Source organism: Desulforhopalus glucosivorans (assembly GCF_054397165.1).
In genome coordinates this window covers 688701-713976 of record NZ_AP044854.1, presented here as the reverse complement: position 1 = coordinate 713976, position 25276 = coordinate 688701, and the positions used below count along the sequence as shown (strand labels likewise).

Below are 25276 nucleotides of genomic sequence, written 5' to 3'. Positions count from 1 at the left end.
CTATTCAGTAGTCAAAACTTAAAAAATTATTAAATTCAATACTGTTACTCATCACACTTTTGGAATACAGCACACGCATTACAGCCACCAAAACCAAACGAATTTTTCAGAACAAATTCCTGTTCAAGAGTCCGTTTCCCCTCTGTTACACAATCGATTTCAATTTCCGGATCAGGTGTGTAATTAATAGTCGGTGGAACAACACCCTCTTCCATGCCTCGCAGAGCAAAAATTGATTCAATAACACTGGATGCCCCCATGGCATGGCCTATAAGCGATTTATTGGCACATACAGGTGGCAGAGCTTCCCCAAAAACGGACTTGAGTGCGTCATACTCTACCTTATCACCCACCTTGGTTGATGCAGCGTGAGCATTTACTGCAGCTATATCTCCCGTGGTAAGCGACGCATCACTGATCGCATCAAGCATACATTTTTTAACAGTATCCAAATAGGGAGCAACAAAATGGTGAGCATCTGAAGTCATACCCCAGCCAGCAAGTGCACTCTTATAGCGTAAGCCATGGACCTCAGCAAAGTCCCTGGTGGTCATAATGACTGCCCCGGCCCCCTCAGAGATGACAAAACCACGCCGATCAGCAGAAAAAGGTCTGCTCGCCATCTGCGGTGGCTCACTTTCCCGCCCTTTTTGGGGACTGTAAACCCCGTTCATAGTGTAAAATCCAGCAACTATGGGCTCAACCAGGGCAAAATCAACAGCACCGCAAATTGCCACATCAGCCCGGTTCTGGGCTAGAAACATGGCGCCCATGATCATCGATGTAAGGCCAGTGGCGCAAGCACTAATGGTTGAGGTAATTGGCCCACGCGCCCCGGTCTGAATAGCCACCTTGCCACCAACCATATTGATACATGAGTTGGGATTAACATAGGGTAGCGGCAGTTTATTCTCGGCCTGAAGTTTACGATCAGCGTTTAACACTGCATCCAGTCCACCAATGGCCGAGCTATAGGTCACAGCCGTTCGTAAACCAATGTCCGGCGTTATCTCGACCCCACTGTTTTTTAGGGCTCTAGCTACCGATAGCATGGAATACTTGAAGACAGGAGATGTCCAGGCTGCCTGGTGCCTCGCGGACAGGAAAGGATACTCCTTACCCTCAATCTCAGGAGCCTGACCTGCAATATGAACTGGAAATTTATCAGGAAGCGAAAAACGAGTTAATGGACCAATGCCACTTTTCCCTGCAAGGGCCTGTTGCCACTGCTCTCCAAGATCACTTCCCAGGGGAGAAATTGCATCATAGCCGACGATGACCGCATCTTTTCCTCCCATATTCTATTACCAGGGGATAAATTGATAGAGTTTTGCAAACATTTCATAGACCTCAATCCAATTCTGCAGGTCCTTGGTCGTTTTGATATGCGCCCGTTTATTGACCATAACCCAGCTCATATGGGCAGCGCCGTCCTTACAGGTACTGCAGTCGCGGGTTTCAGAGGTACAACAACGGTGCATGGTCTCAAGATCAGAAGACCAGCGAATAAAATTGGTCAACCGCCTGGGTCGGGGATTTCTTTTATCGATCGGTTCAGTAACAGAGGGACATTCCATCCAACCAAAAGGTCGGCCTAGCATTTTCCCGGTGGTGATCACCTCATGGTAATACTTACAGGAAATAACCGTCTCTGGGTACTTATCCAGCATATCATCCATTTCTGCCCGAATAGCGATAAGTTCCTCAGGCTGCCAGGAAAAACCATCGACATCTTCGTCATTGGACAGGAGCTGCATCTGAACCTTAAGCCCAACATTTTTAATCTTTTGGATGATTTTCTCTGTCTTGCCCAGTTGCTTAGGGGTAATGGTATACAGATAGTAGGCGTGGGGATCTCCCTCGTAATTGGCACTTGAGATCTTAAAGGTGTCTTTGCCACGTAGAATCGTTTCATCTTCCGCGTCTCCCCAGAGGGAGATACCAACCATCATATCCGGGAAGCGATCTCTTGGAACCTTAATCAAACCATTGGTGGCACAAAACGAAGGCATTCGTTTGTAAAAGGCCTCTACCCGGTCGAGGCAGAGTGTTGGTTCTCCGCCAATAAGTATCGCCAGATTCACCCCACGGGCCATCTCCTTTTCAACAAAGGCATGCCACTTATTAACGTCCTTTTCTTCTGACGCTACCTCATGTTCACCGGATGAAAAGAAAAAACAGCCCTGACAACGCAGGTTGCAGCGATCTGTCACATCATAGATGGAGCTGCGGATATTGAGCTTTGAGATTTTTGTATAACGCTCATACCAGTGGTCATCAAGGAGGGAACTAACAGTTATCATAATATTACTACCCCTAGGAAACGGGAAAGGTCAGGATGAGTACCTGACTGTACTTTCAAATTTATTGGACGGTGCGTTCTATGTTATGAGAGGATACAAACAACCTTGCACAATACAACACTATTCTTTTTCAGGCGGATTAACAAAACTATCACAGAGATTCTGCCCCTTCTCATAACCTCTAACCCAGACGGCAAGATAAGTGTCCGCATAATCGAGCCAGGCAGAAAAGGTCACAGGATCGGTGGCATGTCTAAACATCCTGGCTGTTACAACGGCACTTCCTGCTGCATAATGTCTGCAGTCATCACAATCGGTATCCGGCACACAACAGGCTGCATCACGGTCCCATTGAAGATCAGTCCGATACTGCCTGAACGACCTGCCAAGCCCGATATCAGTAGATGGGTTCATCCTCGGATAGGTGCAGGAAAACAGATCATGCAGTCCCTTATTGCTTGTATGGGCAACGATATTATAGGGTGAGAAGAGAACAGTCTTGGGATAGTCACGCAACAATTCACTCATCATCTCCCCGGTCTTCTTCAATGACTCAGCTGTATGACGAAGAGATCCATCATAACCAATTGGTGCTGAAAACATATTAAAGGTGATTTGCTGACCATTATCTGCAAGAATCCTGGTTACTTCCCGTGCATCATCAATATTGAACGGAGTAAACGTGTAGACAAACACAGCTCTCGGATCATCCTGATAATTTTTCATCTGGCGAACCAGCATATCCGGGGCCTTTCGAACCGCCAGACTGGTTTGATCATTACCCCAGATTGAGATATGAATACGGTAATCTATCTCTCGGGGAATCGGGATGAGTCCATTTGTGGCTATGGCCCCCAATGGAATAACATCGTAGCAGGCAGCACACAACTCTGGCACCAGAGAAGGCTCGGCACCGGCAAGCACAACAAAGGTTATCCCACGCTCTTTTTCTGAGAGAAAAAGCTGTCGCCAATCTTCTTCGCTTTTATTTTCTTCGGCAAACTGCTTTTCGCCAACGAAGTAGTAACATCCATCACAACGAATATTACAGCGGTTACTCATGTCATAGGTTGATTCGCGCAGGAAAAAATAGCGTCGAACCTTTTCCCAACGTTCGCCTATAACCGGATCGGCTATGATATCAGAGAATTTATATTTTGTCTGAACAGACATCTATTCGCGATTGTTACGTTTATCGTCTATATACTCGGCAATGATACGAACAGTGGTCAACTTGGGATAATCATCTTCATCGATCTGTATCTCGTATTCATCTCTTAGAAACAGGGCTACAGTTGCCATGTCCATGGAATCGATACCCACCTCATTCACCAAATCAAGGTCAGCATCAAAGGTGGCGGCGGTAACATCTTCAAGTTTAAGCTCGTCGATGATTATTTCAGCTATTCGAGTAATGGTTTGGCTATGGTTGCTCATGAATTCGTTATTTTACTTTTCTATTTCGTTTAAAGTGAAAAACATCCAGCCGGAACATACATCGTCCTCACCGCTGGTAATTTTAAATATATATTGATCTTGCTTATTTCCTGAGGTGACATGAATATCAAGCACCTCACCGGGCTTGACAATTTTTCTAAATTTGACTCGAGTAACACCCGCCAAATACATATCCCGTTCTGAGGACCTGGAAATAAGATCGGCAACCATCTTCAACTGAGCAATTCCAGGTAAAATTGGATTATCAGGAAAATGTCCGGAGAACCAAGGGGATTTGTCATCAGTTGCAACAGAGGCAACCATTTCACCTTCTTTCATTATTATATCAACAAGTCGATAAACCTGCCTCAACTCCAAGATCAGACAGAAGAAGAACCCTTCTTCCCAGTCAACACCTATGTATATCTAGTAATCAATTACAAGGAAAAATTTATACCACTAAGACCAGCAATACACAATAGTGAATCCGAAGAAAAAAACAGATTATTTTTGCAAAATCTACGTTAACTAAAAGCTCTGTGACTGAATGAAAACAGTAATTATTCGTTCAAGACAATACAACCCGCAGGGCACACTACATTGCTCGTATTCGAGCATACCTTTCTCTCATACTGCGTTCAACACATCCACGACAAGCCGACATTTGTAATGTTTTTTGAGGTAGTCACTCCATTGATAGTGTATAATTTCGAGACGATAGAGTCTATAAAAAGTAAACGGTCACATTTATAGCAGGAAAACCACAGCATGAAGAGAGTTCCTGAACCAGCACTGATGAACGACCCAAAGCAGGCGGCAGCCTACGCTGGGAGAGATCTGGATAATGCGTATTGGCTCTTTGAACAACTGTTCCGCAAATATTTTCCTCACCAGGTACCAGAAGACGCAATTCTCGATCTTGGCTGTGGTCCTGCCGCTATCCCCATGCGCCTTGCCAAACTTTTTCATAACTGTCAGATACATTGTGTAGACGGAGCTCCCCAGATGTTGGCACAGGGACAACAAGCCGCACTGCGGGAAGGTCTGGAAAAGCAAATACATTTTTTCCTCGGTAATCTACCAGACAAACTCCCACTCCCACAGGACAAGTACAAAACAATTATTTCCAATAGCTTTCTACACCACCTAACGGACCCCATGATTTTGTGGGACGCCATCCATACCTACTGTCTTCCAGGGGGAGCAATCCTCATTGTTGACCTTGTGCGGCCGACAAGTAAAGAAAAAGCCCAGCACCTGGTTGATCAATACATGCCCAATGCACCATCACTACTTCGACACGACATGCTGCTCTCACTGCTCGGTGCTTACACCCTGGATGAGGTCAAAACCCAACTGGAACAAGCCAACCTTGCTGAAAACATACACTTAAGTATGACAACCACGTTCCAATTTGCGGCATATGGATACGTAGACTGATTCAAAAGGGGTAACAGAATGAAACTGAGCGTTGCTGCGAATTGGGATCTTGAGTTACTGGACGGCCTTGGCGAAATCCCAGAAGTCACATCGATCTATGCCAAACTCCCCTTTGACGTCGTTGGTGGAGGACGTGCAGGGCTTGTCATACCATCTGTTGACTTGGACTTTGCTGCCTCATATATAGATTTGGCCCATCAACGTGGCCTATCATTTTGCTACCTTATCAATGCTCCCTGCCTGGGGAATTTGGAACAGAACGAAGAAGGCCAGCAACAGATACTCTCCATGATCGGCCAACTGGTTGATATGGAGGTTGACAGCGTCTCAATTGCAAATCTATCTCTGGTAGCTTTGGTTCGTCGTAATTTCCCTGGTCTTGCTATTCGCGGCAGCGTCCTCAGCTGGCCAACAAATCTATCGCGCCTGAAATATCAGGAGGCTCTGGGCGTTGACCCGCTGATCATTCCATACAGCGAGTTCAACCGTGACTTTAACATGTTACCTAAGATTCGTTCAGGCCTCTCATGTAACATGCAACTCTTTGTCAATGTCTCATGCATCTACAACTGCCACTACCTCGGAGAGCACGCCAACAGTGTTGGCCACGCATCTCAATTAGCCAAAAACAATCAGGGCCCGAAATCGTTTCTTGATATCTATCTCTGGCAATGCACCCGTCGGCGCCTACTCCATCCGGAGCTATTTCTGATGAGTCGCTGGATTCGCCCTGAAGATCTGCAGCAATACGAAGATTTGGGCTTTGATGAATTCAAGATTATTGATCGTTCCCGCTCAACAGCCTGGCTGTTGCGTGCTACAAAAGCCTACGCAAACCGGAGCTATGACGGAAACCTACTGGACATACTCTCACTGGAAATGCTTGGGGACCCCGCTGGTTTTCATAGTGATATAGAAAACCAGATTCCTGAGCGGATGCGGCACTACAACAAAAAGGAACGGCAGTTAATGTTGCGTATGCTTAAACTACGACGTCGCCTCCTCGCCTTGGATATCCACATTGACAATGCTGAGTTATCCGATTTTCTAGACGGCTTTGGGACAATCAATTGCGCGGAGACCTTCTGCGAGAATTGTCGCCACTGCCACAGATATGCAAAAAGAGCCGTACGCTATGACCAAGATGAGGCGGATATTCTTGCAGCAGACATCAGCACATTACTTGACGATTCACTGACCGTGTAACCTGATCATTTCCATCAACAGCTATCATCATCTGTCTTTTATCTCAGCATTTCGCCAACAGGTAGGATCTGAGGCGAGATAATCGCCAGTAAGCTGATACGCAGCACCTCTACAGCCATAACACTCTGCCGCTTTTTCACAACTGCGACACTCTCCTTTAATCGTCTCTCTAAAATTCTTTAGATTATTGACAACCTCACTATTTTTCAAAATAGATTCCAGGCCGGTGCGACGAATATTATCAAGCGGAATGGTAACCCCGACACATGGCATCACATCACCTGTTGCAGTCACCACACAGGACACCTGATGGCGCATACACTTATTGCCAACCAGTGGTGGTTGCGGTTCCCAATGACGACCAAATTGTTCCTGATCAATTTTTGAAAGCCTGGTGAAAAGATCCTTCAACTCCATGGGGGAAACGCCAAGCCAGCTATTTTCGCTCGCATGGGCCTGGGGAGTAAGAACTTCAAAAAATGGCTCAATATTCTCTTCACGCAGCCACTGCCAAAGAGCGGGTAATTCTTTTATATTTTGCTGGCAGATAACTGTACTAATGGCGAGAAATAACTCCTCTGAAGGATAGCCTGCAGCTTTCAATGCTGAAAGCGCCTTCTTAATCATGTTAAAAGCGCCTGTTTTTCCAGCTAACTGATCCTGAATTTGCTCATCCCGCGAATTCATTTTTAAGGCAATCCGCACCTTTTCACGGGCCAGCACAGTCGCAAGAGCTGTATCAATCCCAGAGCCATTAGTGAACATCTCTATTTCAAGCCCCTCTTTACTGAGAAACAGTAACATCTCAACAAGATGGGGATAAATAGAAGGTTCTCCCCCTAAAATGATAATCTTCCTGGCCCCCATAGCTTTTGCCTGGAGGATAACATCCTTAATTTCGTCTCTTGAAAGCTCCTTGTCACATTCAATTTTTTCATCGACATAGCAATAGGAACAGCGAAAATTACAGACCCGGCTGAATTCGATTTCCATGGATAACAGCTTTCCAGCCGCAACGGCATCGCGAACTTCCTGCTCTGTAAATTCAAGATTATATATTTGCATTACTCTCAATAATAAAAAATTCTAAAAAACTAACGTGTGAAACAGTGAAAAAGTATAACCACACCATCAATATCCATCAAGATCATTAAACTTGTTCATATTTTCCCAACGTAGCATTTCTTTTTCGTAGCGACCCTGCCAACCATATTTTTTCATAACCCGCTTATAACGAAGTTTCAAAAAAGGTTTAAAGAGAAAACGCCAGATGGACACCCATACCCAACCAATCTTGTTCACTTCAGCGGGTGGATTCCACCACCCCAGTACCACTTGCCGCTGATACCAAAATTGATACTGGAGCTGCTCCGAATCTAAATAGTTCGTTCGCACATTCGCCCACAGACCATTATATCTTTTATAATCTGTCCGATTGGTTATCAAATCTTGATCAAGGAGATTCTGGCGCATACCGGTTTTTGGGTAGGGAGTCAGGACCTGACAGTAGGCGGCATCCGCCTGTACATCTGTAAAGAACTCATAATTTTCTTTAATCGATGCCTCATCATCTTCAGGAAAACCGAAAATAAGACCACCGATCACCATCATGTCGTACTTGTGGCAATTTTCCACAGCCTTTTTTGCAAAAGCCCCTGAATCACCTTTGTCAGCAGAATTCAAGTTCTTCTTCGACACATTTTCAATACCAAGAAAAACGGAACAAAAACCTGCTTCGGCCATCTTAGCGACCATCTCTTCATTTTTGGCCATGGACATACAATCCGCCTGAACCATCAGACGAAGGCCGTCATATTTTTGAGCGATGATGGCATCACACAACTCAATGACCCTATGGGGACTCAACACCATATTATCATCGGTAATGAATATATAGCGAGTTTTCCGCTTATAATAAATGTCGTCAATATCGGCCAAGACACGGCTTATGGGATAACTCCTGAAGGTTCGCCCATACATGTGTTTCATCGAACAGAAGTTACAGGTGCGAGTACAGCCACGGGAAGTCTCAATAAGTTCAATTTTAGAGTTGAACAGATGATACCCCCAGGTAAGTCTTCGTTTATCACGGACCGGCAGTTTCAATGTACTCAGGTCAAGGTTTTCGCCCAACCGATTATGAACGAAGTGCCCATCCTGCTTATACGAGAGTGATGGGATCTCAGCCAAGGTGTCATTACCCGCCAAACAATTAACCAGACGACGAAAAGATTCCTCCCCTTCTCCCCTGATCATAAAATCGATCCACTGGGCGTCCTCCGAAACGGCAGTCTCTTCAAACATCAAGGTAGCGTGATACCCGCCAACAACAATTTTGACACCGGGAAGGAGTTCTTTAATCAGGTGGGCAATTTTGATGCAGGTATCAAACTGCCAGGCCATGGAGGAAAGACCAACAAGATCGGGCTGGATCTTGCCAATCACCTTGCTAAGGTATTTTTTAATCGAACGACGTTTCCGAACCAGGTCAATAAGGACAACATCATGTTCCTCATCAATGTTACCTGCGATACTGGCTATGCCGTGATTTGGCAGATGAACTGCTGCCTCGTGAACAATGACAGGCACTACATCCGGCATTGAAATCAAAAGAACTTTCATCTTTGCCTCTGGCTAAAAGCCTGCCTTACCTGGTTTTCAAGCTCCGCGGCCGTTGGTTGTTTACCTTCATAATCGGGCTGGATACAATCTATAATATTTACGCTGATACTATTATGCAGTCTGGTATTAAAGAAAAATTTACCTGGGGTAAATAATCTATCAGTATTGCTGATTTCCAGAACATAAATTGGCACCCTGTTCATCCGTGCAATTTTAAACGCACCTTTATTCAGTTTGCCCATTTTACCGTCACGACTCCTCGTTCCTTCTGGAAAAATAAAAAAGTTTCCTCCAGCATCAAGATACGACTTCATAGTCTCCATCTGGTCTATCATCATACGTGCAAATCTCCCCTCACTTGAGGCGGGCAGATAACCAGACTTTGCAATAATCCAACCGAACACCGGCATACCAAAAAAACGCGATTTCACGATTGTCTTCTGTCGCCTGAAAAGAGCAATGAGTAGTAATGGATCAAGATAGGAGAGGTGGTTACAGACGATAACAGAAGACCTGATATCAGCAATTTTTTCATCAATCATAACTCGCTGCCGAGGAGCAGTAGCTCTGACTATTAAGAAGAATATTTGATAGAAGTAACTGTTTAATCTCTGAAAAACCAACTCAGCATTTTTACAAAAGAGAGCCGCTCCCAGATAAAACCAGGAGAAGAAAAGGATGAAACCAAAGATAAACCAAGTCCAGCAGACAAGGGTGACAATGCAATCAATACACTGGGAAAGAAAACGACGAAAAGAGCTGTTACTGGACTGCATCTCTACCATTTTTTATAAGCAAACAGGTGTTGACTCCGCCAAAGGCGAAATTTTGGATGGCTGCAATTTTAGTCTCTGCTTCTGTTAACTCACGCGTATGTCGCAGCATATTGCAGCGCTCGTCGACATTGTCGAGATTGAGAGTAGGAGCAATAAAACCCTGTTCCATCATATAAAGGGTTAAAATCGTCTCAATCACCCCACAGGTCCCCATGGTGTGTCCCATATAGCTTTTCAGCCCGGTAACAAGCGGTCCTTTACCGTACACCGCACCAATGGCCTGCCCCTCTATAACGTCACCCATCTTTGTTGCAGTGGCATGGGCACTAACAAAATCAACATCATCCGGTTTAATTCCCGCATCGTCTAGGGCAAGGCGCAGAGTTGTTGTTATCCCATCGAGATTTGGCAGGATAAGGTCTCCACCGTTATTGTTACAGGCAAAGCCGATAACCTCTCCCAGAATTTCTGCTCCTCGTTTTTTGGCTGTTTCATACTCCTCGAGAAGAACAGCTCCACCACCCTCGCCCACTACCAGACCATCTCTATTGGCATCAAAGGGGCGAGGGGTACAATCCGGAGTTTCGTTATACTTCACAGAACAGGCAAGCAGGTTATCAAAGACTGCCACGGTGGTGGTATCGTATTCATCCGCCCCGCCGCAAATCATAGCATCCTGCATACCGTATTTAATTGATTCATACCCATAGCCTATGGACTGACTGCTGGTCGTACAGGCGGTGGATGAGGCAATGATTCGCCCGGTGATGCCAAACATTCGGCTTATGTTCACCGCTGTTGTGTGGACCATGGAACGCAGGTAATCCACCGCACCGATAGAAGAAAATTTTGATTCAAGATCACTAAAAAATGTCTTATAAATTTCACGCTGGACCGTTGGGCTACCGTGGGTGGAGCCAAAGGCGACCCCCAGACGGCCAGAGGTAATAAATTCCTGGCTCATCCCGGAACTTGCCAACACATCCTTTGCCACCTGACAGGCATAATACGCCACAGGCCCCATGGTTTTTCGATACTGCCGAGTGAAATCAAACTCAATGGGATAATCTACCGTTCCAAATACCCGGGAATGGATATGCTTTGACAGTAACCCGTCATCACGCAGGACCCCTACACCGGACTTCCCGGTTTTGAGGCTGTCTATTATATCGTTTTTGTCGTAGCCAATAGGTGTGATGGCCGAGCAGGCAGTAATAACAACGCGTCTATTCATGGAGTGAGACCGGCCGAATTATTTGGTGTGTGATTCTTGTATTGCTTCCACATAGTCTAGAATATCATTGATCGTCCTGATACCCATGGCTTTTTCCTTTTCTTCTCTGGAAATGGAGTAGCCGAGTATAAGCTCAATCTTCCCAAGCAGTTCAATGGCATCAATACTATCAAACCCATGGTCATCCCGAAGATTATCTTCAAGCCCAGGGGCTTCAAATTCAAAATCATCAACAAGGATAGATATAATTTTATCTTTTAATTCATCTCTAGTCATAATGAGCTGTATTGGGGAATTGTTCTTTATAATGTAATAGTGATAGTGTGGTGAAGACGAAGCGGGAAAGTTTTTACAACACCATCTATAATATCTTTATGTGTGACCGCCGATACTACACATTTTCGTACAATATCAAAAGGAATTATTGAACCAATAATGCTCCCCGCAATTCCACCTTCACAGGAATAAAGATTGCGCTGACTTTTTTAGCTCGTTCTACATTAGCGACAGTAGGCTTTCAATATCAAAGATCATAACCAGCTCAGACTCTCTCACCTACCATTGTGGCTCTCGTGTAAAAAATTGGGCCTGCTAATGTAAGTTACTCCAACGATCTTTCTTAAATTCTTTTCGTATGGCTAGATATTAGATTTGAAAAATAAAGGCACCAGACGACAATGCTCTGTAATCATCTACGATACCTGACAGCATGATAGTGGATAATAAGAAATATTAGATGGTTGCAAGAGGCCATTTACTTTGCTTTTAAAATTCCGGAATGATACCTGAGTCTAATCAGCATGGGTTAATGAAATCTGGTTAAATTTTCGTTCACATTTCAAAAAGGCATCAACAACAGCTGGGGCAAAATGCGTCCCTCTGTCCTTAACAATAACTCCCATCGCTTTTTCATGGGAGAACGCTTGTTTGTAGCATCTCTTACTTCTTAAAGCGTCATAAACATCCGCCACAGCCATTATTCGTGCTGCCAGTGGGATTTGATCGCCCTTGAGACCATCCGGATACCCTTTCCCATCCCAACGTTCGTGGTGACTTCTAACAAGGGGGATAGCAAGCGCAAGGTAAGAGCGAAAATTAACCTTACTTTCGGCTATTGTAAGGATATTTGCTCCATACTCACAATGCCGCTTTATGGCGTTAAACTCTGTGTCTGTCAGTTTGCCAGCTTTATTGAGGATAGCGTCCTCGATACCAACCTTGCCAATGTCGTGGAGTGGTGCAGACTTAACCAGATCACTTACATACTTGCTGGTCAGGTGGTTCTTATATTTCGGTAAGATGGAGAGCTGTATCGCCAGTTCTCTGACATACATAGATGTCCTCTCAATATGCTTGCCCGTCTCAGAATCTCTTATTTCAGCTAGATAGGCGAGGGTGAAGATATTTGCATCTTGGAGCTGATTGAGTTGTTCATTTTTTTCTATATACTTATGTTGCTGGAGTTCGATAGAACGTAATAGTTTGTTTTGCAAAAGGATACCTATCAGGACAAACGCGGCACCAAAGAAGAAAATTAGAGAAATAAACAACTCACCTATGATATTGATATTTTTAACCAGCGAAATGATCACAAGAATATAGCCGACCAAAAAAAACACCATGAGCAAATGGTGGATTTTATACCACTTTGTACCAAAGGTATCAGCAGATCCTTTTTCGAATTTTTGGGCAAGTGTTAGTGTTGAATAGTACTTAGCAATGCTCAGGGTCATGATTACTGCACCGGCACATACAAAGAGAATGGGCAAAAATTCGGGAGCAATCATTTTACGTACCGTCATTTTGAGAAAGATTTATAAGAGTCTGTTCCTTGTAGAAAAGGTTCTCATATACTTCTGACACTTTCAAGAGAATATTCTACTCAAAACAAAACCAGCCTCACAAACTACTCGACTTCTAGATAGAGAATCACGATTATCCCCCAAGCCCTTCTTGAGAGAGAGCTTCGAGGGATAATTACTTCCAGATACGTAAACGTATTGAGGCCTTCAAGGTACTTATCCCTTGCAACGGGGTTAGATTTTTTCTGGAAGTTTCCAGGCAAGCAGCATAAAGACAACACCGATACCTGCAGCCAGTAAGGTCCCTGGAATCATGGGGAGTAGCGGTTCAAACTTTTCAGATCCGGTTGCAAGCATTACCTTGCCGCCGGCAATCTTATCAAAAAGCCACGTATCTTTAATACTGCCGTAAACAAGAGTATATAAAAAAGCGCCTAGTAGTCCGCCAGCACTAAAGAACATGGCATCTTTTCTACCGTCTGCAAGAGCACTTAGACTCGTTCCGGGGCAATAACCTGCTATGGCAAACCCCAGACCAAGCAGCACACCTCCTACAATAACACCAATGTAACTGCTCTTGACTGAAAGGTGTCCGCTATCGATGATACTGGCGGTCATTAACAAAAACAGCAAGGTACTGCTGATTCCAATTGCAAAAAAGATGGCCTTCATAAGATGTAAATCCTTAAGGCGGAGCATATTAATGATATTTTGAGGGTTGGTTGCCCCTGCTCGCTGCAGAGCAAAACCAAAAAATGCTCCTAGAATGATCGCTAGAATAATATTCATTGTAAACCTCTTATTTCCTTTTATAAACTAATACAGCTACCGGAACTGCTGCTGCGAAAACCCCAAGAGCAAACAGATAGCCGCTAAGCGATGTCTGCATCATGCCGCTCATCATGTGACCACTGGTGCAGCCACCTGCCAGCCTGGCTCCAAACAGAGCAACAACACCTGCCAAAAACACCGTTGCATAACGGGCAACAGGGTCCTCCCCGAAACGCTCTCGCCATACCTTTGGTGCCACACGGTCTTTTTCGTTGGGTTGAGGGCCACCGAGCCTAGAAGAGATAAATGCCCCTGCAATCATGGAAAGAACAAAAACAAAACTATAATTTACCGGGTTAGCCACGTTTTTCGCGTATTTACCACCACTTTTATTGAGATAGGCATTAGGACTTGAAAAACCACTTTTACTCTCAGGGTTTTCCTGCACAATAGTGTCTGAAAAAATATTCCAGACAATGCCGTCAGCTATTACAAATTGAGTGGAAACACCGATGGGTTTGACGAGTGCCACAGCAAGAAGAAATGCTGCTCCGAGCAATAGCCCACCTTTAAACCAGTTCAACTGTCCATTCATATTGATGACTCCTCATTGTTTGGGGTGCAGTAGATGGTGTACAGAGTTTCTAGAATAGCTGCAACAGCCTCACTGTATAACCGATAGTAGATGATCTGGCTTTCACGCCGTGTTTGTACAAGGCCAGCTTCCCGTAAACTTGCCAGATGCTGAGACAGAGCCGATTGACTCAGCGGCACAGTCTGGTTCAGTTCACTCACAGACCATTCCCGATCCATCAGGTGGCAAAGCACCATCAACCGACTTGGGTGACTCATGCTTTTTAGTAAGCTGGCAGCCTTTTCCGCATTATCTTTAAGTTTATAGGGATCAATTTTTTCCATAACCACACGAACTATTTTAGTTTTTAATAAATTAGGTAATTCTAATATAACGAGTTGTCAATAATTGCAATCAACATTTTTCGAATATCATAGTTTTGTCATAAACCTGAGTTAAGACTGACTTAAGACTGATTTAAGACGTTTTCTAACGAACTCAATTCCGATATTTTACAGAAACTTCATCAACTCATATCCAAACACCAAGAAATAGTTATTAATGATTTACAAATGCATCTTGAAAAATAACCTGATGAGGTTATGATTTGGCTAAAAATTCCATGAATTTACTCTAATTAGAAATCTCAAATAAGGAAAAATCATGAAACGTGGACTCATCCTCGTTGTCATCAGCACTTTGCTTATTGCCCAATCAACATGGGCAGCTCGTGCAAAAATCGCAACTATTTCTAAAGACCCATATATTTCCGCCCTGGTAATAGATGCTGGTACAGGAAAAACCCTGATAGATGAAAACAGCACAGCAAAGGCGTATCCCGCATCTGTATTAAAAATGATGGTGCTTCTGGTTGTTCTTGACCAGATAGATCAAGGCTCCCTTAGCTTACGTGATATTGTTCAGGTCACTCCTGAGGCTGCACGCATGGGAGGCTCCCAAGTCTACCTCGACCCTAAGGAACAGTTCCCTGTAGATGATTTACTCTACGCCTTAATGATTCAATCGGCAAACGATGCGGCTATGGCTCTTGCTATTCATATATCGGGTTCAAAAGAGGGCTTTATTGCCTTGATGAACGAGAAGGCTGCTTCTCTGGGTATGAAAGACACCCAATTCCATTCGGTACATGGCTTACCCCCGGCAGATGGACAGCAAGTTGATACGACCACAGCAAAAGATCTCTCAATTCTTGCGATGAACCTGGCCAAACGTGAAGAAACATTTAAATACACATCTGCTAAAGAACGGGAATTCCGGGACGGGAATTTCATCATGCGCACCCATAATAACCTTCTAAAAAATGTAGATGGATGTGATGGGTTTAAGACTGGATACTTTAGAGCAGCAGGCTTTTCAATTGTTGCCACGGCCATGAGAAACGGAGTGCGTTTAATCGTTGTTGTCCTTGGCAGTAAAGACAGAAAAGTACGGGATGCAAAAGCTACCGAACTACTCGCAAGAGGGTTCTCTAAGGTTCCAGCAAGGCCCGCGACAGCAGTTGCAAAGACCCCCTCAGCACAAAAAGCTCAACCGGTGACTCCACAAGAGAATAGTGAAGAAGCCCAACCTGTAATAAAGAAACAGAAAGCAGAAACGGCTGAAAAATCTGAAAAGGCACAAGAACCTGCCAACAATAGTTGGATGATGTTTTTCCTAGGTGTCGGCGTTGGACTCATACCATTCTTTTTTCTTGTTTTCATCAGAACAAAGAGAAGTAATCGACGATCCCGCAAATACATGTAGGTCTCTTAGGTGTTTTAGGTCTGTTCAAAATATAAGGATTAAACCATATCATTTTAAAATCGAAAGAGATCTCTTAGTGATCCAATAACACTATCAGCAATGAGCTGATGCCCTCTCTGGTTTGGGTGTAGACCGTCCCCGAGAAAGAGAGTACTATCAGCTTGCTGACCATTTTTCAAAAACGGTTGGTGTAAATCAATCACAGGAATTTCGTTCTCAGTTGCGGCAGTCTTTAGCTGAGTCACCAGATCAGTCAATTTATCTACCAGTTGCTCATAGCCTTGAAACGGAGGGGAAAAATCTTCTTTTTGAGCAGATTCCACATCGACAGGGAGCGGTAAACCAATGATAGGTGTGATACTATGATATCGCGCCTGACAACTCATTGAAAATATATTTCCCAGGATTGTTTTCAACTCCAAATCCCACCACAGATCATTTGTGCCACCCATAATCAGCACATAATCAGGTTTACTCTGTATGACTTCAGGGTAAAACCGGGAAAGCATCCCCCCTGTAGTATCACCCCCGATACCAAAGTTTGAAACGTTTAGAGCCAATGCCTTTCCGACAAGGAATGGCCAGGTGTGTCCTATATCAAGATCTGCTCCTTCGGTAAGGCTGTCTCCCATGCAGGCTATACTTTGCATCTACGTCCTATAAAGAGTTGTTTTAAAGATAAAGATCTCATCACTTGATGGTGGCTTCGAATCATTCTCAGCAGTTTCATAACACCTGAATTATATTTACCCTACTCCTGTCAGACAAGGCGGGCATATATCCTTTTTAGAAAAAATAAACTGATCAAAGTGATACCATTCAAAAGGATGCTCCCGCAGTGCCTGCTCCAGGAGATCAGCATATTGTTGGGCAGCTCTGGCGATGGCTTCAGGACGATCCTTGCGAGATGTTGAATGAATTGTGATGGGATCGGAGAGAGTAAAATGATAATTGTTTCTGCCTTTCCGATAGACAAAAAACACCAGCAACGGAGCGCCTGACACCAGGGCGAAAATGAAAGGTGCCTCAGGCAAATAGGCGTCGTGACCAAGAAACGTCACACGTACCCTACGCTGGTCACTGCGCCAGACAATATCACCGGCCATGGACACAAGGCCCCCTTTCTGCAAAAAACGGATGCCTTCAACTGCCGTAAACGGTGAACTGTTTTCCTGATCTGCGCCGATTATGGTTATCCCAGAGCTGCGCAGATCATTTTTCTGCACCCGCTCAACACCCTCCTTTTCCTTTATTCCCATATAAAGAAGAAGCTGGAGGTCACTTCGCAGTTCCTTAAGCAGGGTCGCTGCCATTTCCCAGTTGCCAAGATGAGACATCAGCAGAACACCGCCCTCGCGACCAATAACCGCCTCCATCTTTTCAAATCCTTTGGAGGTAAAGGTCGTGGGTTTTTCCTGTCGCGCCAAAAATCTATCGAGATGGATGGTTGTGAAATTTTGATACTGCTTGAAAGTACATAAAAGATGGTAGAGTCTTCCCCGTTCTGGATAGAGAACGGAGTAGAAGTTACGACTTATTGGTACCCGGCTGGAAAAAACAAAAAAACCTGTGGCAATAATACGAGAAACTAAAACAAAGAACCATGGGCCTATGAGGCTCGCCATGCGGACCAGCAGTCTATACCAAACCCCGTTCATAACCGAAATATCCTTCCAATACGATTGAAGATCAAACGGCTGAAACAAACAGAATTACGCCAAAAATCAAGCCAGGGCCGAAAATGGCTCACACGTACACCCTTTGCCAGATACACCACCGAAACAGGTGCTTCCTTTATTTGTATACCCCGGTGCCGCGCTTTGGCAAGAATCTCTACCTCAAATTGATATCTCTTAGCTTTCACATCAAGTTGCAAAGCTTCCGGAAGTGGATAGAGTCTAAACCCGGACTGTGAATCTTCTACCATCGGCCCTCCTGAAACCCATACCCAGAAGTTGGAGAACTTACGGCCAAATTTACTGGTCCAGGGGACGTTCGCAGAATCCTCCATCCCCTGCCTTTTTCCGATCACAATGCACCGCTCCTCACCTTTAACTGCCTGGAGAAGATCCATCGCATCCAGGGGATTATGTTGGCCGTCTCCGTCAATGGTTATTGCCCAGTCACATTTGTTTTTAACAGCTGCAGAAAAACCGGTGAGAATAGCCGCACCTTTACCTTGGTTGATTGAGTGGCGGAGAACAGTGATCTCCTTAAATGTTTGCAAAACCTGATTCGTACAGTCTGTTGAACCATCATCAACCACAAAAACAGGCAGACCAAGGGTGAGAGCTTGTCGTAGAACTTCACCAATCTGCTCTCCATGATTGTAGACAGGTATGATGATGGCAGGATTCATACCCATGACAAAACACCCGCATTCAAACCATCACCAGGACAATAGGCCATGGACCAGGTACCAGGGCCCATGTGGACCCCAGAGGTGAGTGACAACGGTACAAGCAATATTTCTGCTTCAGGCAAAAGTTTGTTTACCTCGGGCAAGACGGTATCTTTCACCCATTGCTTATTGTCAGAGTATTGCAACATGATAACAGGTGCAGTTGCTTCTTCTCCACCCTCTTTATGCTTTTTTATTTTTTTTAGCTTTTTTAGTTCGGCAGTAGCAAAGGTAAGTTGGCTCTCTTTACTACGTACAACACCAATCTTACGCACCCCCTCACTTGTGGGACTGATGATAGGTTTCATGGACAGTAGATCCCCAAAAAATCCACCAGCTCTCGACACCCTGCCTCCAGCCACCAGATACTTCAGTTCATCAATAAAAACAAATTCCACACAGTCCAGAATGGCTTTTTGGGCAAAACTCATTACGTCTTCAGCACATGTGGCCTTCTTTGCCAACCGGGCGGTAAGGAGAGCAATAAGTCCAAGCCTGCCAGAGGCAGCGCCGGTATCCATAAGCGTCAGCAGATGATCCGGATCATTTTCCTTTTGCCAGGCCGTGGCAGTATCAAAGTTACCGGTAAAGGCTGAGCCGACCACAAGGTACAAGGCCCTGCCAAACTGCCCACAAATGCTCTGGTAGTGCTGATGCCTCTCAAAGGTCGATGCCTGGGCAGTGGTCACCTTCGCTCCTTTTCGCATCAATGAGTAGAGTTGAGCTGGATCATAGAGACTTTCAGGCCTTGAGTTATCTGCAGCCACGATATAACTATCGAGCAAGACAAGGCCATTTTCACGGGCCATTTCTCTTGGAATTGATCCAGCCGCATCAGTTACAATCTGCAGAACTGGTTTTACTATTGGTTCGGCATATTGCCCATCTCTTCCCTGATCAATTTCCTCAGCGGACCATTCTAAAATCTCACCATACCTACCGAGCTGTTCCTGCAATTGACCGGGATCGGAAGTATGTACATGCACCTTGAGTTGGGTCTCATCCTCCACCACAACCACACTTTTTCCAAGAGCAGCTATATCATCTTTAACGCCAGTATGGATATCTGATGATTGAAGGATCAGATCAACACAATAGCTGTCGGTAATTGCAGGACGAAAAGAACTATTGATCTCAAGAAAACCGTGAAAGATATCAAGGACAGATTCAGCCTGTCCCTTTTGCCCCGTAAGATGCCAGAAAAAACCATCGAAAAAGACATACATGGCAAGAGCTCCGGAATCTACCACTCCAGCATGCGTAAGCTCAGGCAGAAGCTGTAAACTCTCTTGCACTGCCTTTTGTAATGCACTGATTACCTTGGGATAAATGGAATGTAAGCCACTCTCTGCTGCCAACACAACGCTAAGACCTTCAAAAACCGTAAGCATGGTTCCCGGCCTTGGACTGGCAATGGCCTGCCAGGCTTTCTCGTTACCCTGTGCTGACTTTTCTGCCAGCTCGGCATAGTTTTTCGCCTGACAAAATTCCCTGAAGAAAGCTGCCGCAATATTGCCAGAATTACCAGTGGCACAGCGAGCCAGTTGATCAAAGGTTCTTCTGTTCTCTTCTCCACATTCACGAAGGGGTGCAAGGCTGATGCGCAGGTTGGTTCCGGTATCCCCATCGGCCACGGGGAAGACATTGATCCGGTCAAAAAGCCCAGCCCAGGCTGCAAGGCAGGCATAACCTGCAGCAAAACTCTGGCTGAGATCGCTCATTTTTTTAGAAGCTCCGTAATCCCAGACCAGTCGTACTTGCCATTTTTCGTTACCGGGATGAGTTCCACAGTTTTTATGCGACGGGGCATTGCGTAGGATTCCAGCACCCTGGCCAAACCCTTTCTAATCACCTCGGTATCAATCCCATCTCCTTGAATCAACGCACCGATCCGGTTTTCGCGCCCACCCGGGTTTGGCAGGGCTACAACCACACAGTCTGTAACTCCTGATTCATTTTTAATGAGCAGACGAATCTCATCAAGATCAACACGTTTTCCTGCGACCTTAGTCACTGAATCAGCCCGACCTTTTAAGGTGAACTGGTTGGTCCCCCTGGCCTCCACCCTATCACTTGCGGTAAAAAAACCGTTGTCATCGACCATGAGATCAGGTGAGATATACGGTGAGCATACAGCTAAACGTCCATCTACAATCTTCCAGTCGATGGTTTGAAAAGGAGTAAAGAACTCTTCTCCAGCATCCCGATTTCGAGTGGCAATGCCCCCTGTTTCTGTGGAACCATACACCTCCACGACACCTATCTTATTTCTATTACAAAAAACCTTATTGTCTGTCTCATCAAGCATTCCGGCTGACGAAAACGACTGACACAGGGATCCGCTGAGTCTCACTCCACCCAAAATCCGATAGTGGGCAGGAACACTGACAAGAAGAGTTATTTCATTGTCTTTTGCCAGCTGAGCAATTTCATTTGGAAAAACTGGAACTTCGCCCAGAACAGTTGCGGAAGAAACAAGGGGCAGTACAACAGAGAAAAGCAGGCCGTAAATATGGTAGGCGGGAATGGTAGCCAAAATACTGTCGTGAGTTGTCACTCCATACTGGTTGGCCAGGAAAAACGCCTCACTAAAAACATTTTCCCTTGTTTTGGCCCAAACCTGAGGCGTACCAGTGGAACCACCAGTAAAGATTCTCAGCAACTCGGTCTGGGGAGAAGCGGGACCACTCACTGGAATATCAGTTACCTGAGAGGCTTGTGGACAGATCACCTTCACCCCTTCCGGAAAATCTCTATCCACATCAGAAATAGCAATATTATACCCTGTTGCCTGCTGCATCTTGGAAAGTGCCTTTCCCGAAAAAGCATAGGGCAGAAGAAGACGAGGTCCACCGGCAAGAGATGCTAAGAGAGCCGCAGCAATAATGGCCTTATTATCTGCAGCAAGACATATTGATGCGCCCTGATATTCAGGAGCCGCCAGTGTCTCTCGCAGGAAGGCAGCCATTCCATAGACTTCCGCAAAGGTGGCTCCGGAACGGACAAACTCCCTGTCTGGATATTCAGGCCCCTTGAGCAGATTTTCTATGGCCTTATCTATATCGAGAGAAAATTCAGCGCTCATCTTCCCTGGTGACCGCCTTGCCAAAGGATTGTCCGCTCAGACTTCTATCCCTTGGTTTAAAGGTATTATCGGCCATTTCTTTTTTCACGACCTCTTTAAAGAGTTTGGCCATTTTAATCGATTGAGGCTCATCCTTATAAAAACTACTCCAGGCATAATCGAGTAGCTCCTGAAGTCTTTCAGGACTCATGTGCTTAGGCTGATATACGACCCGATCAGCCGAAAAATCATTCCAATCATGGGACAGGATTCGATTTTGTTTTTTTAAGTCATCATAGGCCTTGGTGTGCGGAAATGGGGTCAGCACAGTGAATTCTGCAAGATCGAGCTCTATTTCAAGCAAGAAATCGATCAGGCGCTTAATGTCATCTTCTGTATGGGTGTCGAGCCCAAGAAGGATTGTTCCTTCCACCCCGATACCATAATCGTGATACCGTTTAATCCGTTCCTTAATATAATCAGAGGTGTCAAAAACCGCCTGGTAGACGTACCAGGCTCCAGCCTGAGCTGCCAGATCAAGAACCTCTGGTTTGTCTTCAATGGGATGAGAGCACCACTTTTTCTTCAGCGGAATCATCTCCCGGAAAAGATCTTTTTCCCACTGGGTATCCTGAGCCAGAGAATTATCGACGATAAAAAGGCGATTATTATCAATCCCCGCAATCTCTTCCACCGCCTTATCAATAGGCCGTGGGCGAAACTGTCTGCCCCCCAGATAGGAGACAGCACAGGGGTAGCAGTTAAATCGACACCCCCTTGAGGCATGGACCAGATCCACCATCTGTACGCCCTTATAATTGTAGAGCTTGCGATCGAGAATATCACGCCTCGCAGGTCCAATCAGGGCAATATCAGGTCTATCGTTGATAAAATCATAACAGGGCTTCAAGGTATTCTGACGAAAATCGGCCAGCACCTCTTCCATCCGCCCTTCCGCTTCACCTAAGAAAACCGAGTCAGCGTGCTCCATGGTTTCCTCGGCGTGCAGCATGGTAGAAATACCGCCGAAGATGACCTTAACACCTCTTTTTCGGTACCTGTCCGCAATCTCCCAACCACGTTTGACCTGAACTGTGAGCATCATCGAAATACCAACGAAGTCTACGTCCCCATCAAAGTCAATCTCCTGGAGGTTTTCGTCAACAAAATCAATATCAACATAATCGGGTAATGTTGCAGCAAAAACCACAGGTCCATGGGGAGGAAGATGAAACTCCGTCTGTCGATCGAGCTTTGCCCATTTAGGGTATATCAGTTTGAATTTCATTACAATGTATCAGCAGTTATCAAAGTCAGTTTCAGGGTATAGCCGATCTGACCGTAGGTTTTTAGTTCAAGGTAATCCGGGATGAGGTAGGACCCTTTTTTCGTACATGATCGCCCAACAATAGAACGATCCATAATCAACTCAGAATTATAACTCTTTATTTGCCAGCAGTCATCCACACCGGGTAAAACATCAACAATTCGGCCATTCGTATCGGTGTATCGGCAGGCTCTGGTAGTCCCATCAATCTGCCCCATGGTCATGGCACCTGTCGGGGGTTGAAAGATCATCTGAATATCACCAATCAACCCTTTAGCAAAGTCGGGTCCATCAAAGGGCGGGATAGCTCGCCTGAGCTCAGTCGTTCCATCATGGTGAAACACGGCATCAAACAGAGTGAGCCCTTCTACTGTAACAAGCGCTACATCGATATCATTTTCGTTTAAACTCGTTACGCCGATCACAGGAGTGCCAGATGCGTTCCCCATATGAAAATCGATGGCATGGGAAAACTGCCATTTTCCCCCAGGAAACACAGCAGAGCAATCGTGTGATTCTTGTTCATCCCCCGTAACAGTCAGTTCTTGCAGGCGTTGCTGTGGTGCCGCACAACCTGTAAGGCAGACAAGAACAATAATTACATAAAAAAATTGGCTTTTCATCGCTGAGTAAAAACGGAGAGAGGTACGTCCATGTTCATGGCCCTGTTTTCAAAGGTCATCGTTGTGTATGAATCAGGACCTTCAAAGATAGTTACCCCGTCAAGGAAACCTTTTTCAGCGGCAAGTTTCAGTTCAATTTTGCTAATGAATCCAGCAAGGCCCTGATCTTTTGGAGAAAGCTGGACTGTCGTGTCATCACTAAAAGAGACGGTGAACATATCATTGTCAGAAAAACGACCATCCAGCCAATTACTGATCTGCCCCAATACCACCAGCATAGAGTCAAGCCGCAGCCCCTTATCTTCAACCATCTGACCATCCCGTTCCACAAACTTCTTTATCTTGTCACCATGCATAATGAGAACAGATGGAACAGGTGCCAGGTATTCCCAGCGCAAAGACTGGGGAGTCTGGAAGGTAAAGGTACCAGTTGAAACAAGGGGTCTGACCAGAATCTTTAGATGCTTTTCCTGAATAAAATCCGCCTGGATCGACTTCAAGACAATAGCTTTCTCTTCAGATGCCTGGGAGCAACAGACAAATAGTGTTAGAAACAGCGCTACTATAGCTGACAGTGAGGCTGGCAATGCAAAAAACTTCATTAATACATTCCGCCATTAACCGAAAGTACCTGCCCGGTCACGTAGGAAGCTGCATCGGAACAGAGGAAACTAACAACCTGAGCAACTTCTTCAGGTTTGCCGATACGAGCCATGGGGATCATCGCCTTAATTTCAGCCTTTGGTGCCTGCGCAATCATATCCGTCTCAATAAGACCGGGGGCCACGACATTGACCCGGATACCGATTCGGGCAACCTCAGAAGCGACCACCTTACTTGCGGCATTCAACCCGGCCTTGGCAGCAGAATAGTTGGCCTGACCACGATTGACCATAAGAGAGCTCGCTGAAGAGATGGATACAATGGAACCTTTACGCTTTCGCACCATCTGTTCAACCACAGGTTGAGTCATGTTATAAAAGCCGTTCAAACTGGTGTCTATTACCGACTGCCAGTTCTTTGCAGGCATCATCATAAACAGACCGTCTGCCACAACACCAGCATTATTGATAAGAATATCAATAGAACCCAACCGGGTAGCAACGTCATCCACAACCGTCTTTGCTGCCTGTTCATCTCGTACATCAAACTGATAAATTTCACCGTGGCCGCCAACTTCTTCAACCTGGGATAAGGTCTCTTCTGCCCCATTTTTATCAGACATATAGTTAATGACGGTGTAGCAGCCACATCTGGCCAATTCCACACAGATAGCCTGACCTATTCCCTTGCTACCACCGGTTACGATTGCAATTTTCTGTTTTTCCTGCTCTGTCTGATTCGTTTGTTTCTTTTCAACTGTCATAGTTTATGCCTGAAAGAGCTGTAGTGTACTTCTACAGATAAGTTTATTTGCAATGTGCAGTTCACAGCTCACTTCCCGAAGATTTTCAAAGCTGTAGGTGTTTTCTGCACTGGCTATTATTTCACTGCCAAAGGGCAGTGACTGGATGAAAAACTCCGTTTTTTTGACTCCAACCAACCACCCCATCTTCTCAGAGTCGGGGCCTTTGGACTGGATTCTATCGAGACCATTGCACACACCTGCTGTTTGCGCTGCCAGCTCGATGAGTATCAGAGGGTCCACCCCGCGCTCATCCGCCATGGGCCAGGATTCTTTTACGCGACACAGTGTAAGTGCATGTTTGGTATCTACCTCGAGCACTTTTTCCAGCAGCATCATATGACCTCGATGGGGCAGTACATCCTCAAGAGTCAGATCGGAGATTGTCATACTATTCATAATTTCACAGGGGAAGCCCATTAAAAGGGCTAAAATGATACTTTAATCCTATAGGAATCGCTACCAAATTAGATGTCAAATTCCTGTTGGCATTATACGAATTTATTGGCATTATGTTTTTTCCTGAT

27 protein-coding genes are annotated in these 25276 nt (G+C 45.2%); 3 read left to right on the top strand and 24 right to left on the bottom strand.

Annotation, left to right across the window (positions count from 1 at the left end):
* Positions 1 to 44 precede the first annotated feature (44 nt).
* From ACX6CI_RS03095 to ACX6CI_RS03075, 5 genes are all read right to left on the bottom strand, one after another.
* On the bottom strand, positions 45 to 1298 hold the full coding sequence (locus tag ACX6CI_RS03095; RefSeq protein ID WP_458776715.1) for a beta-ketoacyl-[acyl-carrier-protein] synthase family protein: 1254 nt from the start codon (positions 1296 to 1298) through the stop codon (positions 45 to 47).
* A 6-nt stretch (positions 1299 to 1304) separates the two neighbouring features.
* Positions 1305 to 2303, bottom strand: a complete 999-nt coding sequence (locus tag ACX6CI_RS03090; RefSeq protein ID WP_458776714.1) for a radical SAM protein — start codon at positions 2301 to 2303, stop codon at positions 1305 to 1307.
* Between the two features lie 120 nt (positions 2304 to 2423).
* Positions 2424 to 3476 (bottom strand): radical SAM protein, encoded by a 1053-nt coding sequence (locus tag ACX6CI_RS03085; protein ID WP_458776713.1) that lies wholly within the window; start codon positions 3474 to 3476, stop codon positions 2424 to 2426.
* Complete coding sequence (locus ACX6CI_RS03080; protein WP_458776712.1) at positions 3477 to 3740, bottom strand: acyl carrier protein; 264 nt, start codon at positions 3738 to 3740, stop codon at positions 3477 to 3479.
* Positions 3741 to 3752: 12 nt separating this feature from the next.
* Complete coding sequence (locus tag ACX6CI_RS03075; protein WP_458776711.1) at positions 3753 to 4112, bottom strand: ApeI family dehydratase; 360 nt, start codon at positions 4110 to 4112, stop codon at positions 3753 to 3755.
* A gap of 396 nt (positions 4113 to 4508) precedes the next feature.
* Here ACX6CI_RS03075 and ACX6CI_RS03070 point away from each other — a divergent pair, with 396 nt between their 5' ends.
* A complete protein-coding gene (locus ACX6CI_RS03070) occupies positions 4509 to 5180 on the top strand; it encodes a class I SAM-dependent methyltransferase (protein ID WP_458776710.1) in 672 nt (223 codons plus the stop codon).
* 18 nt (positions 5181 to 5198) lie between these two features.
* Positions 5199 to 6386, top strand: a complete 1188-nt coding sequence (locus ACX6CI_RS03065) for a hypothetical protein (protein WP_458776709.1) — start codon at positions 5199 to 5201, stop codon at positions 6384 to 6386.
* 27 nt (positions 6387 to 6413) lie between these two features.
* Here the strand turns inward: ACX6CI_RS03065 and ACX6CI_RS03060 are convergent, their stop codons facing one another.
* The 9 genes from ACX6CI_RS03060 to ACX6CI_RS03020 form a co-directional block, all read right to left on the bottom strand.
* The gene (locus ACX6CI_RS03060; RefSeq protein ID WP_458776708.1) at positions 6414 to 7451 is read right to left on the bottom strand and encodes a radical SAM protein; all 1038 of its coding nucleotides are present in this window, start codon (positions 7449 to 7451) and stop codon (positions 6414 to 6416) included.
* Positions 7452 to 7517: 66 nt separating this feature from the next.
* The gene (locus tag ACX6CI_RS03055) at positions 7518 to 9008 is read right to left on the bottom strand and encodes a B12-binding domain-containing radical SAM protein (RefSeq protein WP_458776707.1); all 1491 of its coding nucleotides are present in this window, start codon (positions 9006 to 9008) and stop codon (positions 7518 to 7520) included.
* Positions 9005 to 9550, bottom strand: coding sequence for a lysophospholipid acyltransferase family protein (locus ACX6CI_RS03050; protein ID WP_458776706.1), 546 nt, complete (start codon positions 9548 to 9550; stop codon positions 9005 to 9007). Before ACX6CI_RS03050 ends, ACX6CI_RS03055 begins: the two co-directional genes overlap by 4 nt.
* Positions 9551 to 9770: 220 nt before the next feature.
* Positions 9771 to 11018: a beta-ketoacyl synthase N-terminal-like domain-containing protein gene (locus ACX6CI_RS03045; protein WP_458776705.1), complete on the bottom strand. Its 1248-nt coding sequence runs from the start codon at positions 11016 to 11018 to the stop codon at positions 9771 to 9773.
* Positions 11019 to 11036: 18 nt separating this feature from the next.
* Positions 11037 to 11294 (bottom strand): acyl carrier protein, encoded by a 258-nt coding sequence (locus tag ACX6CI_RS03040; RefSeq protein ID WP_458776704.1) that lies wholly within the window; start codon positions 11292 to 11294, stop codon positions 11037 to 11039.
* A gap of 515 nt (positions 11295 to 11809) precedes the next feature.
* Complete coding sequence (locus ACX6CI_RS03035) at positions 11810 to 12805, bottom strand: HD-GYP domain-containing protein (protein ID WP_458776703.1); 996 nt, start codon at positions 12803 to 12805, stop codon at positions 11810 to 11812.
* Positions 12806 to 13054: 249 nt separating this feature from the next.
* A complete protein-coding gene (locus ACX6CI_RS03030) occupies positions 13055 to 13609 on the bottom strand; it encodes a DUF6691 family protein (protein WP_458776702.1) in 555 nt (184 codons plus the stop codon).
* Between the two features lie 10 nt (positions 13610 to 13619).
* Entirely contained in the window at positions 13620 to 14186 is a 567-nt protein-coding gene (locus ACX6CI_RS03025; RefSeq protein WP_458776701.1) for a YeeE/YedE thiosulfate transporter family protein, read from the bottom strand.
* On the bottom strand, positions 14183 to 14509 hold the full coding sequence (locus tag ACX6CI_RS03020) for a metalloregulator ArsR/SmtB family transcription factor (protein WP_458776700.1): 327 nt from the start codon (positions 14507 to 14509) through the stop codon (positions 14183 to 14185). The genes ACX6CI_RS03025 and ACX6CI_RS03020 overlap by 4 nt, the downstream gene beginning before the upstream one ends.
* Positions 14510 to 14828: 319 nt before the next feature.
* On the opposite strand from ACX6CI_RS03020, the gene ACX6CI_RS03015 reads away from it, so the two are divergent.
* On the top strand, positions 14829 to 15929 hold the full coding sequence (locus ACX6CI_RS03015) for a D-alanyl-D-alanine carboxypeptidase family protein (RefSeq protein ID WP_458776699.1): 1101 nt from the start codon (positions 14829 to 14831) through the stop codon (positions 15927 to 15929).
* A 53-nt stretch (positions 15930 to 15982) separates the two neighbouring features.
* Here the strand turns inward: ACX6CI_RS03015 and ACX6CI_RS03010 are convergent, their stop codons facing one another.
* From ACX6CI_RS03010 to ACX6CI_RS02965, 10 genes are all read right to left on the bottom strand, one after another.
* Positions 15983 to 16579 (bottom strand): GDSL-type esterase/lipase family protein, encoded by a 597-nt coding sequence (locus ACX6CI_RS03010; protein WP_458776698.1) that lies wholly within the window; start codon positions 16577 to 16579, stop codon positions 15983 to 15985.
* Positions 16580 to 16675: 96 nt separating this feature from the next.
* Positions 16676 to 17587 (bottom strand): LpxL/LpxP family acyltransferase, encoded by a 912-nt coding sequence (locus ACX6CI_RS03005; RefSeq protein WP_458776697.1) that lies wholly within the window; start codon positions 17585 to 17587, stop codon positions 16676 to 16678.
* Entirely contained in the window at positions 17584 to 18294 is a 711-nt protein-coding gene (locus ACX6CI_RS03000) for a glycosyltransferase family 2 protein (protein ID WP_458776696.1), read from the bottom strand. The genes ACX6CI_RS03005 and ACX6CI_RS03000 overlap by 4 nt, the downstream gene beginning before the upstream one ends.
* Positions 18285 to 20051: a DegV family protein gene (locus tag ACX6CI_RS02995; RefSeq protein WP_458776695.1), complete on the bottom strand. Its 1767-nt coding sequence runs from the start codon at positions 20049 to 20051 to the stop codon at positions 18285 to 18287. The genes ACX6CI_RS03000 and ACX6CI_RS02995 overlap by 10 nt, the downstream gene beginning before the upstream one ends.
* A complete protein-coding gene (locus ACX6CI_RS02990; protein ID WP_458776694.1) occupies positions 20048 to 21415 on the bottom strand; it encodes an AMP-binding protein in 1368 nt (455 codons plus the stop codon). The genes ACX6CI_RS02995 and ACX6CI_RS02990 overlap by 4 nt, the downstream gene beginning before the upstream one ends.
* Positions 21405 to 22682: a B12-binding domain-containing radical SAM protein gene (locus ACX6CI_RS02985; protein WP_458776693.1), complete on the bottom strand. Its 1278-nt coding sequence runs from the start codon at positions 22680 to 22682 to the stop codon at positions 21405 to 21407. The genes ACX6CI_RS02990 and ACX6CI_RS02985 overlap by 11 nt, the downstream gene beginning before the upstream one ends.
* Complete coding sequence (locus ACX6CI_RS02980; RefSeq protein WP_458776692.1) at positions 22682 to 23344, bottom strand: hypothetical protein; 663 nt, start codon at positions 23342 to 23344, stop codon at positions 22682 to 22684. The genes ACX6CI_RS02985 and ACX6CI_RS02980 overlap by 1 nt, the downstream gene beginning before the upstream one ends.
* Positions 23341 to 23946, bottom strand: a complete 606-nt coding sequence (locus ACX6CI_RS02975) for an outer membrane lipoprotein carrier protein LolA (RefSeq protein WP_458776691.1) — start codon at positions 23944 to 23946, stop codon at positions 23341 to 23343. The genes ACX6CI_RS02980 and ACX6CI_RS02975 overlap by 4 nt, the downstream gene beginning before the upstream one ends.
* A complete protein-coding gene (gene fabG, locus ACX6CI_RS02970) occupies positions 23946 to 24710 on the bottom strand; it encodes a 3-oxoacyl-ACP reductase FabG (protein WP_458776690.1) in 765 nt (254 codons plus the stop codon). The genes ACX6CI_RS02975 and fabG overlap by 1 nt, the downstream gene beginning before the upstream one ends.
* Before the next feature lie 3 nt (positions 24711 to 24713).
* The gene (locus tag ACX6CI_RS02965) at positions 24714 to 25148 is read right to left on the bottom strand and encodes a hypothetical protein (protein WP_458776689.1); all 435 of its coding nucleotides are present in this window, start codon (positions 25146 to 25148) and stop codon (positions 24714 to 24716) included.
* Between the last annotated feature and the right edge of the window lie 128 nt (positions 25149 to 25276).

Bases quoted from the DNA above. Each gene is read 5' to 3' on its own strand.
- ACX6CI_RS02990 (WP_458776694.1), bottom strand. From the start codon at position 21,415: ATGAGCGCTGAATTTTCTCTCGATATAGATAAGGCCATAGAAAATCTG.
- ACX6CI_RS03080 (WP_458776712.1), bottom strand. From the start codon at position 3,740: ATGAGCAACCATAGCCAAACCATTACTCGAATAGCTGAAATAATCATC.
- ACX6CI_RS03085 (WP_458776713.1), bottom strand. From the start codon at position 3,476: ATGTCTGTTCAGACAAAATATAAATTCTCTGATATCATAGCCGATCCG.
- ACX6CI_RS03045 (WP_458776705.1), bottom strand. From the start codon at position 11,018: ATGAATAGACGCGTTGTTATTACTGCCTGCTCGGCCATCACACCTATT.
- ACX6CI_RS03000 (WP_458776696.1), bottom strand. From the start codon at position 18,294: ATGGGTATGAATCCTGCCATCATCATACCTGTCTACAATCATGGAGAG.
- ACX6CI_RS03095 (WP_458776715.1), bottom strand. From the start codon at position 1,298: ATGGGAGGAAAAGATGCGGTCATCGTCGGCTATGATGCAATTTCTCCC.
- ACX6CI_RS03025 (WP_458776701.1), bottom strand. From the start codon at position 14,186: ATGAATGGACAGTTGAACTGGTTTAAAGGTGGGCTATTGCTCGGAGCA.
- ACX6CI_RS02985 (WP_458776693.1), bottom strand. From the start codon at position 22,682: ATGAAATTCAAACTGATATACCCTAAATGGGCAAAGCTCGATCGACAG.
- ACX6CI_RS02975 (WP_458776691.1), bottom strand. From the start codon at position 23,946: ATGAAGTTTTTTGCATTGCCAGCCTCACTGTCAGCTATAGTAGCGCTG.
- ACX6CI_RS03060 (WP_458776708.1), bottom strand. From the start codon at position 7,451: ATGCAAATATATAATCTTGAATTTACAGAGCAGGAAGTTCGCGATGCC.
- ACX6CI_RS03070 (WP_458776710.1), top strand. From the start codon at position 4,509: ATGAAGAGAGTTCCTGAACCAGCACTGATGAACGACCCAAAGCAGGCG.
- ACX6CI_RS03040 (WP_458776704.1), bottom strand. From the start codon at position 11,294: ATGACTAGAGATGAATTAAAAGATAAAATTATATCTATCCTTGTTGAT.
- fabG (WP_458776690.1), bottom strand. From the start codon at position 24,710: ATGACAGTTGAAAAGAAACAAACGAATCAGACAGAGCAGGAAAAACAG.
- ACX6CI_RS03010 (WP_458776698.1), bottom strand. From the start codon at position 16,579: ATGCAAAGTATAGCCTGCATGGGAGACAGCCTTACCGAAGGAGCAGAT.
- ACX6CI_RS03005 (WP_458776697.1), bottom strand. From the start codon at position 17,587: ATGAACGGGGTTTGGTATAGACTGCTGGTCCGCATGGCGAGCCTCATA.
- ACX6CI_RS02965 (WP_458776689.1), bottom strand. From the start codon at position 25,148: ATGAATAGTATGACAATCTCCGATCTGACTCTTGAGGATGTACTGCCC.
- ACX6CI_RS02980 (WP_458776692.1), bottom strand. From the start codon at position 23,344: ATGAAAAGCCAATTTTTTTATGTAATTATTGTTCTTGTCTGCCTTACA.
- ACX6CI_RS03090 (WP_458776714.1), bottom strand. From the start codon at position 2,303: ATGATAACTGTTAGTTCCCTCCTTGATGACCACTGGTATGAGCGTTAT.
- ACX6CI_RS03030 (WP_458776702.1), bottom strand. From the start codon at position 13,609: ATGAATATTATTCTAGCGATCATTCTAGGAGCATTTTTTGGTTTTGCT.
- ACX6CI_RS03055 (WP_458776707.1), bottom strand. From the start codon at position 9,008: ATGAAAGTTCTTTTGATTTCAATGCCGGATGTAGTGCCTGTCATTGTT.
- ACX6CI_RS03050 (WP_458776706.1), bottom strand. From the start codon at position 9,550: ATGATTGATGAAAAAATTGCTGATATCAGGTCTTCTGTTATCGTCTGT.
- ACX6CI_RS03065 (WP_458776709.1), top strand. From the start codon at position 5,199: ATGAAACTGAGCGTTGCTGCGAATTGGGATCTTGAGTTACTGGACGGC.
- ACX6CI_RS02995 (WP_458776695.1), bottom strand. From the start codon at position 20,051: ATGAGCGATCTCAGCCAGAGTTTTGCTGCAGGTTATGCCTGCCTTGCA.
- ACX6CI_RS03015 (WP_458776699.1), top strand. From the start codon at position 14,829: ATGAAACGTGGACTCATCCTCGTTGTCATCAGCACTTTGCTTATTGCC.
- ACX6CI_RS03035 (WP_458776703.1), bottom strand. From the start codon at position 12,805: ATGATTGCTCCCGAATTTTTGCCCATTCTCTTTGTATGTGCCGGTGCA.
- ACX6CI_RS03020 (WP_458776700.1), bottom strand. From the start codon at position 14,509: ATGGAAAAAATTGATCCCTATAAACTTAAAGATAATGCGGAAAAGGCT.